At 67.3% G+C, this 15629-nt stretch carries 13 protein-coding genes, 1 tRNA gene and 1 pseudogene; 5 read left to right on the forward strand and 10 right to left on the reverse strand.

Annotated elements, in window-relative coordinates:
* Positions 1–25: 25 nt before the first annotated feature.
* Together AC5WS7_RS29920 and AC5WS7_RS29925 are read right to left on the reverse strand one after the other, a co-directional pair.
* Positions 26–1075, reverse strand: coding sequence for a helix-turn-helix transcriptional regulator (locus AC5WS7_RS29920; RefSeq protein WP_495957942.1), 1050 nt, complete (start codon positions 1073–1075; stop codon positions 26–28).
* Positions 1057–1884, reverse strand: a complete 828-nt coding sequence (locus AC5WS7_RS29925) for a M23 family metallopeptidase (RefSeq protein WP_495957943.1) — start codon at positions 1882–1884, stop codon at positions 1057–1059. Before AC5WS7_RS29925 ends, AC5WS7_RS29920 begins: the two co-directional genes overlap by 19 nt.
* A 265-nt stretch (positions 1885–2149) precedes the next feature.
* Between AC5WS7_RS29925 and AC5WS7_RS29930 the strand changes: the two genes are divergently transcribed.
* Together AC5WS7_RS29930 and AC5WS7_RS29935 are read left to right on the forward strand one after the other, a co-directional pair.
* Positions 2150–3193, forward strand: a complete 1044-nt coding sequence (locus AC5WS7_RS29930; RefSeq protein ID WP_495957944.1) for a nitronate monooxygenase — start codon at positions 2150–2152, stop codon at positions 3191–3193.
* Between the two features lie 57 nt (positions 3194–3250).
* The gene (locus AC5WS7_RS29935) at positions 3251–3643 is read left to right on the forward strand and encodes an SCO5389 family protein (protein ID WP_495957945.1); all 393 of its coding nucleotides are present in this window, start codon (positions 3251–3253) and stop codon (positions 3641–3643) included.
* A 62-nt stretch (positions 3644–3705) separates the two neighbouring features.
* Here the strand turns inward: AC5WS7_RS29935 and AC5WS7_RS29940 are convergent, their stop codons facing one another.
* The 4 genes from AC5WS7_RS29940 to AC5WS7_RS29955 all read right to left on the reverse strand — a co-directional run bounded on the left by AC5WS7_RS29940 (position 3706) and on the right by AC5WS7_RS29955 (position 8880).
* Complete coding sequence (locus tag AC5WS7_RS29940; RefSeq protein ID WP_495957946.1) at positions 3706–5325, reverse strand: AMP-binding protein; 1620 nt, start codon at positions 5323–5325, stop codon at positions 3706–3708.
* A 13-nt stretch (positions 5326–5338) separates the two neighbouring features.
* Positions 5339–6973 (reverse strand): long-chain fatty acid--CoA ligase, encoded by a 1635-nt coding sequence (locus AC5WS7_RS29945; RefSeq protein ID WP_495957947.1) that lies wholly within the window; start codon positions 6971–6973, stop codon positions 5339–5341.
* A 444-nt stretch (positions 6974–7417) separates the two neighbouring features.
* Positions 7418–8491 carry a cation diffusion facilitator family transporter gene (locus AC5WS7_RS29950; RefSeq protein WP_495957948.1) on the reverse strand — a complete coding sequence of 358 codons (1074 nt, stop codon included), beginning with the start codon at positions 8489–8491 and terminating at the stop codon, positions 7418–7420.
* Positions 8488–8880, reverse strand: coding sequence for an ArsR/SmtB family transcription factor (locus AC5WS7_RS29955; RefSeq protein WP_495957949.1), 393 nt, complete (start codon positions 8878–8880; stop codon positions 8488–8490). The genes AC5WS7_RS29950 and AC5WS7_RS29955 overlap by 4 nt, the downstream gene beginning before the upstream one ends.
* A 136-nt stretch (positions 8881–9016) precedes the next feature.
* Here AC5WS7_RS29955 and AC5WS7_RS29960 point away from each other — a divergent pair, with 136 nt between their 5' ends.
* Both AC5WS7_RS29960 and AC5WS7_RS29965 read left to right on the forward strand, forming a co-directional pair.
* Positions 9017–10489: a flavin-containing monooxygenase gene (locus tag AC5WS7_RS29960; RefSeq protein ID WP_495957950.1), complete on the forward strand. Its 1473-nt coding sequence runs from the start codon at positions 9017–9019 to the stop codon at positions 10487–10489.
* Between the two features lie 72 nt (positions 10490–10561).
* A tRNA-Arg gene (locus AC5WS7_RS29965) sits at positions 10562–10637 on the forward strand.
* A gap of 500 nt (positions 10638–11137) precedes the next feature.
* Here AC5WS7_RS29965 and AC5WS7_RS29970 read toward each other — a convergent pair.
* The 4 genes and pseudogenes from AC5WS7_RS29970 to AC5WS7_RS29985 all read right to left on the reverse strand — a co-directional run bounded on the left by AC5WS7_RS29970 (position 11138) and on the right by AC5WS7_RS29985 (position 14212).
* Positions 11138–11512, reverse strand: a complete 375-nt coding sequence (locus AC5WS7_RS29970) for a nuclear transport factor 2 family protein (RefSeq protein ID WP_495957951.1) — start codon at positions 11510–11512, stop codon at positions 11138–11140.
* Positions 11513–11552: 40 nt separating this feature from the next.
* The gene (locus AC5WS7_RS29975; RefSeq protein WP_222966129.1) at positions 11553–12266 is read right to left on the reverse strand and encodes an SDR family NAD(P)-dependent oxidoreductase; all 714 of its coding nucleotides are present in this window, start codon (positions 12264–12266) and stop codon (positions 11553–11555) included.
* 107 nt (positions 12267–12373) lie between these two features.
* A pseudogene (locus tag AC5WS7_RS29980) lies at positions 12374–12655 on the reverse strand (muconolactone Delta-isomerase family protein); the annotation flags it as partial.
* Between the two features lie 135 nt (positions 12656–12790).
* Positions 12791–14212 (reverse strand): MFS transporter, encoded by a 1422-nt coding sequence (locus tag AC5WS7_RS29985; protein ID WP_495957952.1) that lies wholly within the window; start codon positions 14210–14212, stop codon positions 12791–12793.
* Positions 14213–14532: 320 nt separating this feature from the next.
* Here AC5WS7_RS29985 and AC5WS7_RS29990 point away from each other — a divergent pair, with 320 nt between their 5' ends.
* A complete protein-coding gene (locus tag AC5WS7_RS29990) occupies positions 14533–15519 on the forward strand; it encodes a LysR family transcriptional regulator (protein ID WP_495957953.1) in 987 nt (328 codons plus the stop codon).
* Positions 15520–15629: the final 110 nt, after the last annotated feature.

Raw genomic sequence — 15629 nt, forward strand, 5'->3', positions numbered from 1 at the left:
TTGCCGCCACGGAGGTACCGGGTCCTCACAACCATCCGCGCCGGATCGCCTGCACTCCCGCCTGGAAACGCGTGCTCGCACCGAGCCGTTCGAGCAGACTGGCGGTCCGCCGCACCACCGTGCGCCGCGACATCCCCAGCCGCCGGGCGATGGTGTCATCGGTAGCGCCCAGTCCCATCAGGGTCAGGATCGCGCGATCGCGCTCGTCCAGGGGCTCACTCGGATTCACCGAGATAGGCGCCGACAGCGACCACAGCACGTCGAAGGTGCGCATCATCAGGTCCAGCGTCGGCGAGGGGCCGATCCGCAGACCCATCGGATCGCCGCGCCGCTCGTCGTTGTGCAACACGATGGTGGCCCGTTCGCCGTCGGCGACGATCACCTTCAGCGGCGGATCGGGCAGAGTGCGCGCCTGCGCCCCCGCCGCGGTGACGGCCAGCGCGTGCCGCAACCGATCCGGATCCTGATAGATGGTGTCCTGATACAGCAGTTGATAGCGGACCCCGGCGGCCAGCCGCGCGGACTTCAGCTCGAACAGCCGCTCGGAACGTTCGGCGTCGCAGACGTACGGGCCGCGTTCGATCAGCCGCACGTTCTTGCGTGCGCCGCGGTGCAGATCCTCGAATTCCGCGATGATCTCCCGGGTTTCGTACATCGGCACGATGACGCCGTCGCCGCGACCCGATCGCCGCACCGACCGGAACGTCTCGCCCAACCGCGCCGCGGCGGCATGCATCCGGGCCGTGTCCTGCTGACGGCGGCGCGCCTCGGCCTCGGACAACGCCTCGGGTGCGTGCGCGTCCCAGACGGTGCGGCCGGCGGCATCGATCCGGACCGCGGCCTGCACCTCGCACAACCGGTCGAGGGCGGCCTGGACCAGTTCCGGCGGGCATTCCAGGTGCGCGGCCAATTCGGCCAGCGTCGCCCGGGGATGCTGGACCAGGGTGGCGTAGGTGCGCCCGTAGAGGGAGCCGGTGTCGAACAATTCGTGCACGTCGGTCTGACCACCCCCGACGACGGCGAGCCGTGGCCGCGTGCGGCCCGCGGCGCCCACGGCTACTGGCCCGATCCCCACGACTGCGCCTGTAATACGACCCCTTTGGCGGCCAGATAGGGCGCCGGGTCGACCTTGCGGCCGGACGGATCCCAGATTTCGAGGTGCAGATGCGGGCCGGTGGAATCGCCCCGGTTGCCGACCGTCGCGATGGTCTGGCCGGCGTTCACCCGCTGTCCCTCGTGTACGAGGATCTGGTTGACGTGGCCGTAGACGGCCGTGGTCCCGTCGTCCTGCCGCACCCGCACCCACAGTCCGAATCCCGAGGCGGGTCCGGCCTGGATGACCGTGCCGTTCTCCACGGATCGGATCGGGGTGCCGATCGGATCGGCGAAGTCGACGCCGTAATGGAATGCGCCCCAACGCGAACCGTATCCGGAGGTGAGCTGACCGGAGACCGGGCGGACGGCCTGTGCCTGCGCCTGCGTCTGCGGCGCGGCCTGCTGCTGCAGATTCTTGATCACCTGCTCGGCCTGCGCGAGCGGCCCGGCCACCTCGGGAGGCAGATTCTGCAAGCCGAACGGTGCGGGTGCGGCTGCGGGGGCGGGCGCCGTCGCGGCGACCGGTGCGGCTGCCGGGGTGGGCGCCGCGGCCTCCAGCGGCACCCGCGCGGGGGCCTCGGTGGCCTCGGTGGCCTCGGCGACCGGCGCGACAACGGGTTTGAGCGCGATGGTGTCGGCGCTGTTGGCGGTGTGCACACCCGGCAGCGGCGCAGCCTGGGCGAACTGGGCGGTGACGCCGATCAGTGCGCCGGTCGCGACCGCGGTGCCGGCGGCAAGCCGCATCCGCTCGTGGCGTGGTTCGGCCCGGTGCCGGGCCGAACGGCTCACGACGCCATCCCCGAGCAGATCCCTGACCGATACGGAACTCGATGTCTCCCGGTGCTGCGGCAAGGTGCGTCCTAGCGTCGATTCACTTCGGTTGTCGATGCCGGCACGCTCCCGAAGGTCGAAACCTGCATTTCGGTAACGATTCGGCATCGGTGTGACGAAAACTGTACTCCGTCGTGACCTTTTCGCAACCTTTCTCGGAATAAACGCAGGTGAGAGTGGGATCACAAGCATCTCGGAGCCCTCGGGGAGCCACACTGTGAGAGTGATCATCGACGAGCTCCGTACCCCGATCGTGCTGGCGCCGATGGCCGGTGGGCCGTCCACTCCCGAACTGACCGCCGCGGTCTCCCGCGCCGGCGGCCTGGGTTTCCTGGCCGCCGGATATCTGGCGGCCTCGGCCACCGCCGAGCGGATCGCCGCCACCCGCGCCCTGGACGCCGGACCGTTCGGGGTGAACCTGTTCGTCCCCGGCACCCCGACGCCCGCGGACCGATACACCCGATATCTGGAGGAGGTCGGCCGCGACCATCCCCTCGGTGAAGCCCGGTTCGACGACGACGATTGGGCCGCGAAGCTGGACCTGCTCACTACCGACCCGGTCCCGGCGGTCTCGTTCACCTTCGGCTGCCCCTCGGCACAGGAGATCGCGCGCCTGCGCGCGGCCGGGTCCGAGACCTGGGTGACGGTCACCTCGGTCGCCGAGGCCCGCATCGCCCGCGAGGCAGGGGCCGATGTGCTGGTGGCGCAGGGAGCCGAAGCGGGCGGACACCGCGGCACCTTCGCCGACCGCACCGAGGACGACGGCACCGACCCGCTCGGCACCCTCGCACTGGTCCAATTGCTGATCGCCGCCGTGGATCTGCCCGTCGTCGCCGCGGGCGGCATCGCCACGGGCGCGGGGGTGGCCGCGGCCCTCGCCGCCGGTGCGGCCGCGGCCCAACTGGGCACCGCCTTCCTGAACTGCCCGGAGGCCGGGACCCCGCAGCTGCATCGAGACGCGCTGGCACTGGACATTCCGACGATGCTCACCCGGGCATTCACCGGCCGTCGCGCCCGCGGACTGCGTAACCGGTTCATGCTCGATCACCCCGAAGCGCCGGTCGCCTATCCCGAAATCCATTACGCCACCGGGCCACTGCGCGCCGCGGCCCGCGCCTCCGGCGACGCCGACGCGGTAAACCTCTGGGCAGGTCAGGCGCATGCCCTGGCCGGGCGGGAACCGGCCGGCGATCTGGTTCGCCGGCTCTCCGGGGAGGCGAAAGCGGCTCTGGAAAAAGCACTTTCGCGCCCAATCCAGTGTTATTGACAACGTTTTTCGTTTAGACTCGGAGGGCATCATCCGCCATCCCAGGAGGAGAGCGTCATGTCACTCGACGTACCAACCGCACTGCTCGAGCGCGCCGAACGCGGTGAAGTGTCCGACGAGGAATTCGTCGAATGCGTCCGCAACTCGCTGCCCTACGCCTACGAAGTCGTCAGTCGCGTGGCTGCCGATCTGCGTTCCGGCACAGCGGAATTGGCTGACAACCAGACTCCGCCGCCGGACGAGACGGCACGCGGCCAGCTGTTGCGCGCCATGGCGTCGGATTCCATCCGCGGCGGCCTCGAACGGCACTTCGGCGTCAAACTGGCCTTCCAGAACTGCCACCGCGTCGCGGCCTTCCCGATCTCCGCGGTCGGCGGCGACACCTACACCACCTTCATCTCCACCCGCGCCCAGCTGCTGAACCAGAGCCCCGAGCTCCGCAACTGCTGATCCGGACCTGATTCCGGTGCGGGCGGTCCCTCGCCCGCACCGGGCTCCGGATGAACGAAACGTCAGAGCTGCTGCAGGACTCGCTTGAGCACCTTGCCGGTGGGGTTGCGCGGCAGCTCCGCGAGGAACACCACCTCGCGGGGGACCTTGTAGCGGGCCAGGCTCGCCCGCACATGGGATTTCACGTCGTCCTCGGTGAGTTGCGCGTCGTCGCTGATCACCACGAACGCCTTGAGCCGTGCGCCGAACGTGTCGTCGGGTACGCCGATGACCGCGGCTTCGCGAATGTCGCTGTGCGCGTTGAGCAGTTCCTCGACCTCGACCGGGAAGACGTTCTCGCCGCCGGAGACGATCATGTCGTCGTCCCGGCCGTCGATGAAAAGCCTTCCCGCGGAATCGAAGTGGCCCACATCGCCGGAGGCCATCAAGCCCCGCACGCGCTCCTTACCGCCGCCGCCGGTGTAGCCCCGGAACTGAACGGCATTGCCGACGAAGATGCGTCCGGTCTCCCCGCGCGGCAGTTCCCGGCCGGAATCGTCGAGAATCTTCACCACCGCGCCGAGCAGCGGTTTGCCCACGCAACCGGGTTCGGCCGCCAGGTCCCGCGGCGTGGCGACGGTCGCGTAGGCGACCTCGGTGGATCCGTACAGGTTGTACACGACCGGCCCGAAGATCGCCGTCGCCCGGCAGCACAGATCCGCACCCAGCTGCGCTCCCGCGACGAAGATGATCCGCAAGGCGGACAGGTCTTTTCGCGCGAACGCCGAAGGGTCCAGTTCGGTCAGCCGGGCCAACATCACCGGCACCGCGACGAGTGTGGTCACCCGGTGCCGGGCCATGCTCTCGAGCACCCGCGTCGCATCGAAACGCCGCCGGATCACCAGCGTGGACCCGAATCCGACGGCCAGCATCGCCATCGCGAAACCGAACGTATGGAACAGCGGCGCAGGACATTCCACGACCTCGCGGGTGCGCAGCGGCACCCGGCTCAGAATCGCGCCCAGCGGTTCGAGCGAACGCGGTTCCGGGCGCGGCGCACCCTTGGGCGTGCCGGTGGTGCCGCTGGTCAGCAGGACGATGGTCGAATTCGTTCCCGGCGCGGGTGGCGCGGCGCCCTCGCCCGCGGCGATGAGCGATTCCAGATCGCTGGCATCCCTGGTGTCCGACCACGCGCGGTACGCCCCACGACGCGGGCTCAGCGACCCCAGAATCGACTCGTACTCCTCGTCGTACACCAGCAGGTCCATGCCCTCGCGGCGGGCGACGTCCCGCAACTGCGGTCCGCCGAAATCGGTGTTCAACAGGATGATTCGAGCACCGCACTTGGCGGCGGCGAAGACCGCGTCCAGTAGTCCGCGATGATTGCGCGCCAGGATCGCCACGCCCTCGCCGTCGCGCAAGCCGCGAACGCGCCACTGATTGGCCAACCGGTTCGACCGATCGTCCAGCTCGCGGTAACTCAGCGCGCCCAGCTCGTCGATCAGCGCGGTCCGATCGCCGTAGCGAGCGGCCGAAAGGTTCAGCGCCGCGGGCAGAACTCCGTACTTCAGCAGCGCGCCAGCCGCGGACAGCAGCGTCGCGGGCGTCTCGAACCCGACGACGCCGCTGCCCACGCACAACCGCACATACTCCAGCTCGGTCCACGCCCGCACTCCCAAGGAGCGGAGCAACCCCAGCGTCATTTGATGAATACCCCTACAGCGTGACGACTTTCAGATCCCCATCGGCGTACCTGGCACGCAGGCGCTTCTTGTCGAACTTACCCACGCTCGTCTTGGGAATCTCGTCGATGAACGTCCAGTGCTCGGGCAGCTGCCATTTGGCGAACTTGTCCACCAGGAAGCCCTGCAGCTCGGCCGGATCGGCCGTGGCGCCCTCCTTCAAGACGATCGCCACCAGCGGTCGCTCGTCCCACTTCTCGTCGGGGACACCGATCACCGATGCCTCGGCGACCGCCGGATGACCCATCATCGCATTTTCCAGATCCACCGAGGAGATCCACTCACCACCGGATTTGATCACGTCCTTGGAGCGGTCCACCAGGGTCAGATAGCCGTTCGGGCTGATGTGCCCGACATCGCCGGTGCGCAGCCAGCCGTCGTCGAATTTGCCCGAGTCCACCTCGCTGCCGTCGGGCGAATAATACGATCCGGCGATCCACGGGCCGCGAACCTCCAACTCGCCCACCGACTTTCCGTCGTTGGGCAGAACGCTGCCGTCATCGGCGACGATCCGGGCCTGCACCGACGCCGGGAACCGGCCCTGGGTGGCGCGGTAGGCCCATTCCTCTTCTCCCGCAGCGCCTTTGGGCGGATGGGCGATACTGCCCAGCGGCGACGTCTCGGTCATTCCCCAAGCGTGCAGCAGCTTCACGCCGTACTTCTCCTGGAACGCGCGCATCATCGAGGGCGGCAACGCCGAACCGCCGACCGCGCAGGAGCGCAGGTGCGAGATGTCCTGCGGATGCGCGTCGAGCGCGGCCAGTACGCCACCCCAGATGGTCGGCACGGCGGCCGCGAAGGTCGGCCGGACCGCGGCCATCATCTCCAGCAGCGGGCCCGGCTGCAGGAACCGGTCGGGCATCAGCAGGCTCGCCCCGGCCATCATCGCGGCATACGGCATTCCCCACGCATTGGCGTGGAACAGCGGCACGATGGCCAGCACGGTGTCCTTGTCGTTGAACCCCATGCTGTTCGGCGAGATCACCTGCATGGCGTGCAGCCAGTTGGAACGGTGCGAGTAGACCACGCCCTTGGGGTCCCCGGTGGTGCCGGAGGTGTAACACATCCCGGCGGGGGCGTGTTCGTCCAGAATCGGATAGTCGTAGGTATCCGGTTGTGCGGCAAGGAGTTCGGCATACGAGTGCACCTGGACGCCGTCGGGCGCGGTGAGTTCGGCCGGATCGCCGTTGGCGACGATGACGTGCCGGACCGTGCGCAGCTGCGGCAGATACCCGGCGAACATCGGCAGCAGCGAGCCGTCGACGATCACCACCTGATCCTCGGCGTGATTGGCCACGTAGACCAGCTGCTCGGGGAACAGCCGGATGTTCAGCGCGTGCAGCACCGCACCCATCGCCGGCACCGCCGCGTAGACGACCATGTGCTCGGTGTTGTTCCACATGAAGGTGGCAACCCGGTCGCCCTCCCCGATGTCCAGCGCGCGCAGCGCATTGGCCAGCCGCGCCGCCTCGGCGCCCATTTCCCGATAAGTAGTGGTGCGAACACCCTCACCCGTCCACGTCGAGATCGTCGCATCGCCGTGGAAACTCTGCGCGTACCGCAACAGCGTAGCCAGCGACAGCTGCTCGTCCTGCATCGTGCTCAACATCCGAACGCCACTCCTTCAACCGTGAACGAGGTCACACCTGCCGCGAGGATAGCTGATACCGCGCGTCATCGTTATTGAGTCGACTGAAGCCAGACCAACCTGCAACACACCCTGAGAGCAGGCTAAACGCGCCGATCATGATCAACTTGGAGATTCGCACCCGAGTCGGCCGCGCTCGAACGCAGGCCGGTGGCACCCAACCGCAGCACCGAATCGACCGATCCCCCAGCTCACCAAGGCCCTGCACCTGGCGAATACCGCGCAAACCAGCGCGGCCGCGGAAAACGCCGACCCCTCATGCCGATTGCGATGCGCCACAACACGACCGATGCGCGGTCCCGCAGCAGCGCCCGATCCCCCACGCCCTTCCGATCGCCGAGTGCACCCCGACAACGCATACGCTCGGCGGCGAAACTCTCGAATGGCTCAGTGGCGCAATGTACCTCAGGCATGTCCCGGATACGCGTGCACCAATGCGTGATCCAGCCGTGGCACCGCGTGCGCGAGCGTGTGCTCCGCCTCGTGGGCGATGCGATGCGCCTCGGCCAGGCTGGTGTCGGGGTCGATGTCGAGTTCGGCGTCGGCGTGCAGACGGTGTCCCAGCCAGCGCATGCGCACACTCCGCACGCGGAGCACGCCGCGTTCGGCCGCCAAAGCGCTTTCGGCCGTGGCGATCAGGGCCGGATCGACCGCATCCATCAAGCGGGCGAACACATCCCGCGCCGCGGTCCGCAGCACGCCGAGAATGGCCACGGTGATCAGCAGCCCGACGATCGGATCGGCGAGCGCGAATCCCATCGCGACGCCACCGGCCCCGATCAGCACCGCCAGGGAGGTGAGGCCGTCGATGCGGGCGTGCAGTCCGTCGGCCACCAGCGCGGCCGAACCGATCCGCCGCCCGACCCGGATCCGATACAGCGCGACGATCTCGTTGCCCGCGAATCCGGCCAGTCCGGCGGCCGCCACCCAGCCCAGATGTTCCAGCGGCAACGGATGGATCAGCCGCCACACCGCCTCGTATCCGGCCAGCAGCGCCGACAGCGCGATCACCACGATGACGAACAACCCGGCCAGGTCCTCCGCTCGCCCGAACCCGTAGGTGTACCGGCGCGTCGCACCCCGCCGCCCCAGCGCGAACGCTATCCACAGCGGCACCGCGGTCAACGCGTCGGAGACGTTGTGGATCGTGTCGGCCGCCAATGCCACCGACCCGGACAGCAGCACGATCGCCACCTGCACCGCCGCCGTCAGGCCCAGCACCACCAGGCTGATCTTCACCGCCCGGATGCCCGCGGAACTGGATTCGAGCACGTCATCGATGCTGTCGGCGGCGTCATGACTGTGCGGCACGAGCAGCTCGCGCAGCACCCCGCGCACACCGTGCGAATGGCTGTGCGGTCCGTGCGTGTGGGAGTGTCCGCCATGCGTATGCGACTCACCGCGCGAATGCTCACCGCGCCCGTGCGAATGTTCGTCACGCTCGTGCGAATGCCGAACCTCGTTGTGTGCGTTGCTCATTCGCCCGCCACCTCCGTGCGCGGGAATTCCCGGACCGACGCGACGGCACGATGATGCGCCGGAACTCCCGGACCGGCGTGCTCGGCGTTGTGCACCGCGTCCACGACGAGCTGGCGCACGTGCTCGTTCTCCAGGGCGTAATAGATCGAGGTACCGGACCGGCGGGTGCTGACCAGCCGGGCCATCCGCAGTTTGGCCAGATGCTGCGAGACCGAGGGCGCAGGTTTGCCGACCCGCGCGGCCAGATCGTTGACCGGGAGTTCACCACCGGCGAGCACCCACAGCAACTGCACGCGCGTCGGATCGGCGAGCATGCGGAACACCTCGACGACCAGCCGGACCTGGTCCTCCTCGATCAGCGAACGCCCCATCTCGCTATCTGCATTCATACGCAGATAATAGCTCGGCGCGGCAGAGTCGGGTCGGGTGAATCAGCGGCACTCGCCCGTGCAGGTTGGCCGAAAATATTGATCGAATGTCCGGGGTTGCCCTAGAAAACCCGGTTCGACCACATAATCTCGGGTTATGACCCGCACGCCGTCCATTCTCATCATCGGAGCCGGATTCGCCGGGCTCGGCATGGCGCTCGAGCTGAAGCGCAACGGCCTGGACAATTTCACGATCCTGGAGAAGGCCGCCGATCTCGGCGGGGTCTGGCGGGAGAACACCTACCCCAACGCCGCCTGCGACGTTCCCTCACCGCTGTACTCGTGGTCATTCGAGCCGAAAAACGATTGGCCGCGGCGCTTTTCGCAGCAGGGCGACATCCACACGTATATGCGTTCGGTGGCGGCCAAATACGCGCTGCCCGAGAAGATCCGGTTCGGCACCGAGGTCACCGACGCGGAATTCGATGAGCAGCAGGGAATCTGGCAGGTCCGCACCGCCGACGGCAGCACCCTCACCGCGGACGTGCTGATCCCCGCGGTCGGCCAGCTGTCACGTCCGGCGCTGCCCAACATCCCGGGCATCGACACCTTCACCGGCGCCGCGTTCCACTCCGCCGAATGGGATCACAGCGTCGACCTGACCGGTAAGCGGATCGCCTGCATCGGCACGGGAGCCAGTGCGATCCAATACATTCCGGCGATCCAGCCGCAGGCCGCGCATCTGACGCTTTTCCAGCGTTCGGCGGCCTGGGTACTGCCGAAATTCGACACCGAGTACACCGGTTTCCACCACGCGCTGTTCAGCTACTTCCCGCCGAGCCGATGGGCCGAGCGGTTCGCGATCTGGCTGTTCTTCGAGGTGATGGCGCTCGCGCTCACCGACATTCCCGGCATCAAGGGCCCGGTGATCGCGATCGCGGATCGCCATCGCGAACAACAGGTTCCGGATCCGGAACTGCGCAGCAAGCTCACCCCCGACTACGCCGCCGGATGTAAGCGCGGCCTGTTCTCCAACGAGTACTTCCCCGCGCTGAGCCAGCCCAACGTCACCGTGGAGACCACCGCGATCGAGGCGGTCACCCCGAACGGCATCCGCACCGCCGACGGCGTCGAGCACGAGGTGGACGTCATCGTCTACGGCACCGGATTCAAGGGCACCGAATTCCTCGCCCCGATGCACATCTACGGCCGCGCCGGCCGCAAACTCGCCGACGTCTGGGCCCCCGAGGGTGCGCGCGCCTACCTGGGCATGTCGGTGCCGGACTTCCCGAACCTGTTCCTGATGTACGGCCCCAACACCAACGTCGGCGCGGGCTCGATCATCTACATGCTCGAATCCCAGGCCCGGTACATCCGCCGGATCGTCCAGTACCTGTCCACCCGCCCCGGCCACTATCTGTCCGCCCGCGCGACCGTCGAACAGTCCTGGGACGACTGGCTCCAGCGCCGCCTGAAGGACACCCCCTGGAACTTCTGCTCCAGCTGGTACCGCAACACGTCGGGCCGCATCACCAACAACTGGCCCGGCGCCACCCTCCTCTTCCGTTGGAAGACAAGGAAATTCACCCCCACCGACTACGAAGAGTCCACCGCCCCCGCCCACTCCTGACCCGAGATACCACACATCCACCCCCAACCGGGTAGACTCGCCCGAGCCCGGTGCCCATCCCACCACCGGCCAGCCTCCGTAGCTCAGGGGATAGAGCAACCCTCTCCTAAAGGGTAGGCCGCAGGTTCGAATCCTGCCGGGGGCACCAACCTGCGACATGTTTCTGCAGGTCAGAGCAGGTCCGCGAGCACGGAGCTAGTGGATGTTCCAGAAACCGCAGGTCGTACGTCGCAGGTTCGAACCATCGGGGGTTGCTGACAGCTAACACTGCAGGTCAACGAACTGAAGCCCAGTCGCGAGGCAAGGGGTGTGACGGATGGTTCGCGGGGCCGTATCGGCACTGCGTCGCTGAGGCCGGCGCCATCACTCGGCGGTGATGTTCTTGCGATAATCGGCGGCTGCAAACTGCGCGACTTTGCCGAACAGGTCATCACCGCACTGCCCATGGTCCCGCCGCCGGACCCGGCGACCGTGACCGCGTTCGAGCGGCGACTGGTACCGACGAGTTCTGTAGGCGTGCAGGAATTCCGGGATCGGCTGATCGTGTCGTAGCCCCGCGTCCTACTTACCCGAATGGGGTACGAGGCGGTGCGGATGCAACGCACTTTGCCTTGCCTTGCAGTGTGTTCGGGCAAAGGTGGTGCCTGGTCAATCGAGTTTGGATACCTGGTAGTGGCAGATCTGGCTACCGTTCGGCGAATGGGTCACCAGCACGGACAGATACACCGAGAGGGTCGGTCGGTCGGTGAACGAGAAATCGACGCTCAGGTAGCCGAGGACGAGGTCGTCGGCGAGGCGACGAATCTCCAGAATTCGGTACACGGCCGTCATGCCGAGCGGCTGCGAATCGTAGTAATCAGCGATTCCCTGCCGTCCGACCGTGTACGGGTGCAGTCCCTGAAAAATCGCGTCTTCGGTGAAATTGTCGGCGACGCGATGGGGTTCGTGTGCATCGACCGCGGACTTCCAGCGGTCCAGCACATCGCGCAGGATCTTGTCGTCGGCTGCCTTGTTGTTTGTCATGCTGTGCTCCGTGCTGTTCATCGACACCTCTGTCTCGAGTTCAGTGGCCCGCGCTCTGGCCGCCGTCGACGTGCAGGATCTCCCCGGTGACGAACCGTGCCTGCTCCAGATAGACGATCGCTTCGACGACGTCGCCGATCTCACCCAGCCGACCGATCGGGTGCAGTGCGGCAAGGGTGTCGTACGTTTCGGGCGAGTGCATGGGCGTGCGGATGGTGCCCAGCGCCACGGCATTGACCCGGATACCACGGGCCGCGTACTCGATCGCCAGCGATTTGGTCACAGCGGTCAGTCCGCCCTTGGTGAGCGAGGCCAGCGCCGAGGGCACCTGTGAGTTGGCGTGATCGACCAGCGAAGTGGAGATGTTCACCACGTGCCCCCCGCTGCCCGCGGCGAGCATCGCGGCGACGGTGCCGCGCGAGATGTCGAAGAAGCCGCGCAGGTTGACTCCGGTGACGGCGTCATAGTCGGCGTCGGTGTAGTCGGTGAACGGCTTGCCGATGAAGATCCCGGCGTTGTTCACCAGCGTGTCGATCCGGCCGAACCGGGCCAGCGCACGCTCGACGACCTGCGCGCCGGTACCCGGCCGGGAAAGATCGCCGGGCACGGCAAGTACCTCGGAATCATTGGACGGGCCGATGGAGCGGGCGGTCGCGACAACGGCGTAGCCGAGCTTGCGATAGGCGGGGACCAGTGCCGCCCCGATGCCCTGGGACGCGCCGGTGACGATTGCGACTTTTCGTGTCGAATTCATGGCAGATTGCTCATTTCTGGAATCGGATGATCAGAGTTGGTCGGAGCCGGTGATGATTTCGGCGAGGTGCCGGGAGACGGCGGTGGGCATCAGGTTCGGGTGTTCGCCGGATCGTTCGGGTGCGGGGACAGGGGGGTGACCTCGTCGGTGCGCCAGACGCGCAGCGGCATCGAGGCGAGCGTCATCTCCAATTGCTCCGCGTCCTCGGCGGCGAAGAGCCCGAGCGTTTGCCATTGGCCAGGCTGGAGCGGAGGGCGCCACAGCCGTAGCAGTCGGCCCTCGTCGGCAAGTTCGCGAGAACGGGCGGCTTCGCGAGCACGGACGCGTTCGACTTCTTCATTCGGCGTGCCGTCCGGCACGTGGGTGGTCATGGTCACCAGGAACTCCATCGTCGGCGCCTCCTCGATCGGCGAATTCGTAAAGTCGGCCAGCGGGATGGTTGCTGATGTCCATGCTCCCGCCGGATCTTCGGGTCGCACCAGGGCAACAGTCGGGCAATCACCTGGTTCCCGGCTCCGGGACGGTCATGACTTCTGGTGCTCACGGCGTGCGGGTGCGCGGCCGGACTGTCCTGCCCGATGGACGTCGGCGGTCGCGAGCACAGCCAGCACGGCGGTCACGCCGAACGCGATCGCGACGACCGCGAACGGCCGGTGGATCGAGACCCCTCCGGATCTGGTGGACAGCAGCGATCCGAGCAGCGCGATGCCGAGCGCGCTGCCGGTTTGGCGAGCGGCGTTCAATACGCCACTGGCCATCCCGGCCTGGCTCGCGGGCAGCGCCTGCATCGCCACCGAAGTCATCGAGGGCATGGCGAGCGAAATGAACCCGAACATCGCCGACCCGGCGAAGAACCACGCCAGCGATGTGTTGTCACCGAGGAAGGCCAGCAGCACCGCCCCCACGACGCCGGCGCTCGCGCCGAGCAGCATCGGGATCCGCGCGCCGACCCTTCCGGTGAGCTTGCCGCCGTAGAAAGCGTTGATCCCGACGATCGCGGTCATCGGCACCAGTAGCAGGCCCGCCGCCAGCGCGGACTGATGTCGGCTCTGCTGCAGGTACAACGGGATGCACAGCAGCGAACCGTAGAGGCAGAAGTTGAACAGCAAGCCGATCCCATTGGCGCTGCTGAACCGATGGTTGCCGAATACCCGCAGTGGCAGCATCGGCGCCTGGGTCCTGTGTTCGGCGAGCACGAACACAGCCGCGGCGACCAGCCCGGTCACGAGCAGTGTCACGACCATCGGATGGGACCAGCCGAGTTGGCCGACCTCGATCAGACCCGCGGCGAGCGTGCCCAGCGCGACGATGCTGAGTAACTGACCGGCCCAGTCGAAGCGGGCACCGGGCTGCCGTGGTGTTTCGGACACCGTGCGCACGGTCAGCACGATCGCGGCCAGCCCCACTGGCACGTTGACCAGGAAGATCGACCGCCAGCCGATCGTAGCGACGGCGAGGCCACCGAGCACCGGGCCTGCGGTGAGCCCGATACCGCTCATCCCGCCCCAGATGCCGAGTGCGTGCGCACGTCGCTTGGGGTCGGGGAACTCGTGCACGATCAGTGTCAGCGAGGGCGGCAGCAGCCCGGCCGCGCCCACCCCCTGCAACAACCTGGCGGCGACGAGCATGGTCATGTTCGTGGATAACGCACACATCGCGGACGCCACCACGAACACGACGAGGCCGGCCAGGAAGACCTGCCGGGCCCCACGGCGGTCGGCGGCGGTCCCAGCGGTGAGCAGCACCGCCGCGAGAGCCACGGTATAGGCGTCGGCGACCCACTGCAGGGCACCGAGGCTACCGCCGATGGCGTTCTGGATCGTCGGCAGCGTGACGTTCACGATCGTCGCGTCGAGGGTGATCATGAGGAAGCCGATGCAGATCGCGGCCAACGCGAGGCGGTGCCGGGCAGCCTGTGGTCGGGTGTGGGTCTCGGTTGTCGTCACTGAACCAGGCAAGCGCATCACGCGCAGTGGGGCCACGACCGATCTTCTATCTCTGTTCGGCGTTGCCTCTCACCCGGAGCGCGCTGCACCCGGGTCGCGCTTCGCCGGCGGGCCGCAGCACTGAGGACACACGAGACGGCGCTGACCACATAGCCATCGCAGCTCGGGTACGTGAGCTGGTTTTGCCCGAACAGATTGCCGCCGCTGCTTCGCGCCGCAGGTGCGGGCTCACAATCCCTCCGCGCTGTTGTTGACAACGGAATAGTCGGCCACACGGGTAGGCGTCCGCGCCTGCCGCAGTCGGACACTACGATCGATGGATGGAACTGCGGCAGCTGCGCTATTTTGTCGCTGTAGCCGAGGAACTCCACTTCGGCCGCGCCGCTGAGCGGGTGTACATTTCGGGCCCTGCGCTATCCCAGCAGATCATCGCCCTGGAACGAGATCTCGGAGTGCAACTGTTCCGCCGCGACCGGCGCAGTGTACAACTGACCGAAGCCGGGCGATCACTGCTCGAAGACGCACGTCAGGTTCTCGCCCTCACGGACGGTGCGCGGCAACGAGTCCGGCAGCGGGAGGCTGAGGCGATTCCGCTACGGCTGGGCTACGTCAGTTGGTTGCCCGACAACGTTATCGCCTGTCTCGGCCCGACGGTGGCTCTGCGTATCGACGAATGGGTGCTGCCGTCCCACGTGCAGGCCGAGCGAGTCGCCAAAGGCAGCCTCGACCTCGCACTGGCTTGGATCAGCGCGAGGTCCGCCCATACCCATGGGCTCAGCGCGCATCTGGTTCGCGCACAACCTCTCGGGGCGGTCTACCCGGGTGTGAGTTCAATCAAGCCGGTGTCCGAGTCCGGCATCACCGTGCTGGTCGACAGCGACGAATGGGCCTGGTCGTCATGGCACCGGTTCGCCACCGAATTCGCGATCCAAGTGGGCGCGAGTATCGCGAAGATCGACGACGGCGGCGTGACCGGGGACGCGTTCTACGCTCACGTCCGCGATATCAAGGCGCCCGTCCTCGCCTCACCCAAAGCCCACACCGCCGTCACACCACCCACCCTCGGACACCGTCCCGTTGCCGACCCGATTCCGCTGTGGACGTGGTCACTATTGCACCGCGCCGACGACGACCGCGTGAGCGTTCGGCACGCCGTCGAGTCGCTGGTTACGCTCGCCCGCAACAACCGCTGGACTGTCCCTCCGCCCGGCTCGTGTTGGACACCGGTCGACGATCCGCACCGCGACACGCTCGTCAGCGGCGATACTTCGCCGGCTGTCGTGGAAAGTCCGCCCGATCAGAGGTAAGAGCACCGTCCTGGACTCCGCGTCACGACCGGATTCGAATCGTGTCGGGGATCTCGGAAGGACACCGCATGATACGCACCGTGGTCGGCACCACAGCGGAGACTGTGGCA

The organism is Nocardia sp. PLKS1-43, assembly GCF_059510335.1.

Excerpts from the sequence above, each read along its gene's own strand:
- AC5WS7_RS29975 (WP_222966129.1), bottom strand. The coding sequence starts at position 12,266 with ATGAATTCGACACGAAAAGTCGCAATCGTCACCGGCGCGTCCCAGGGC.
- AC5WS7_RS29990 (WP_495957953.1), top strand. The coding sequence starts at position 14,533 with ATGGAACTGCGGCAGCTGCGCTATTTTGTCGCTGTAGCCGAGGAACTC.
- AC5WS7_RS29970 (WP_495957951.1), bottom strand. The coding sequence starts at position 11,512 with ATGACAAACAACAAGGCAGCCGACGACAAGATCCTGCGCGATGTGCTG.
- AC5WS7_RS29960 (WP_495957950.1), top strand. The coding sequence starts at position 9,017 with ATGACCCGCACGCCGTCCATTCTCATCATCGGAGCCGGATTCGCCGGG.
- AC5WS7_RS29935 (WP_495957945.1), top strand. The coding sequence starts at position 3,251 with ATGTCACTCGACGTACCAACCGCACTGCTCGAGCGCGCCGAACGCGGT.
- AC5WS7_RS29950 (WP_495957948.1), bottom strand. The coding sequence starts at position 8,491 with ATGAGCAACGCACACAACGAGGTTCGGCATTCGCACGAGCGTGACGAA.
- AC5WS7_RS29940 (WP_495957946.1), bottom strand. The coding sequence starts at position 5,325 with ATGACGCTGGGGTTGCTCCGCTCCTTGGGAGTGCGGGCGTGGACCGAG.
- AC5WS7_RS29945 (WP_495957947.1), bottom strand. The coding sequence starts at position 6,973 with ATGTTGAGCACGATGCAGGACGAGCAGCTGTCGCTGGCTACGCTGTTG.
- AC5WS7_RS29955 (WP_495957949.1), bottom strand. The coding sequence starts at position 8,880 with ATGAATGCAGATAGCGAGATGGGGCGTTCGCTGATCGAGGAGGACCAG.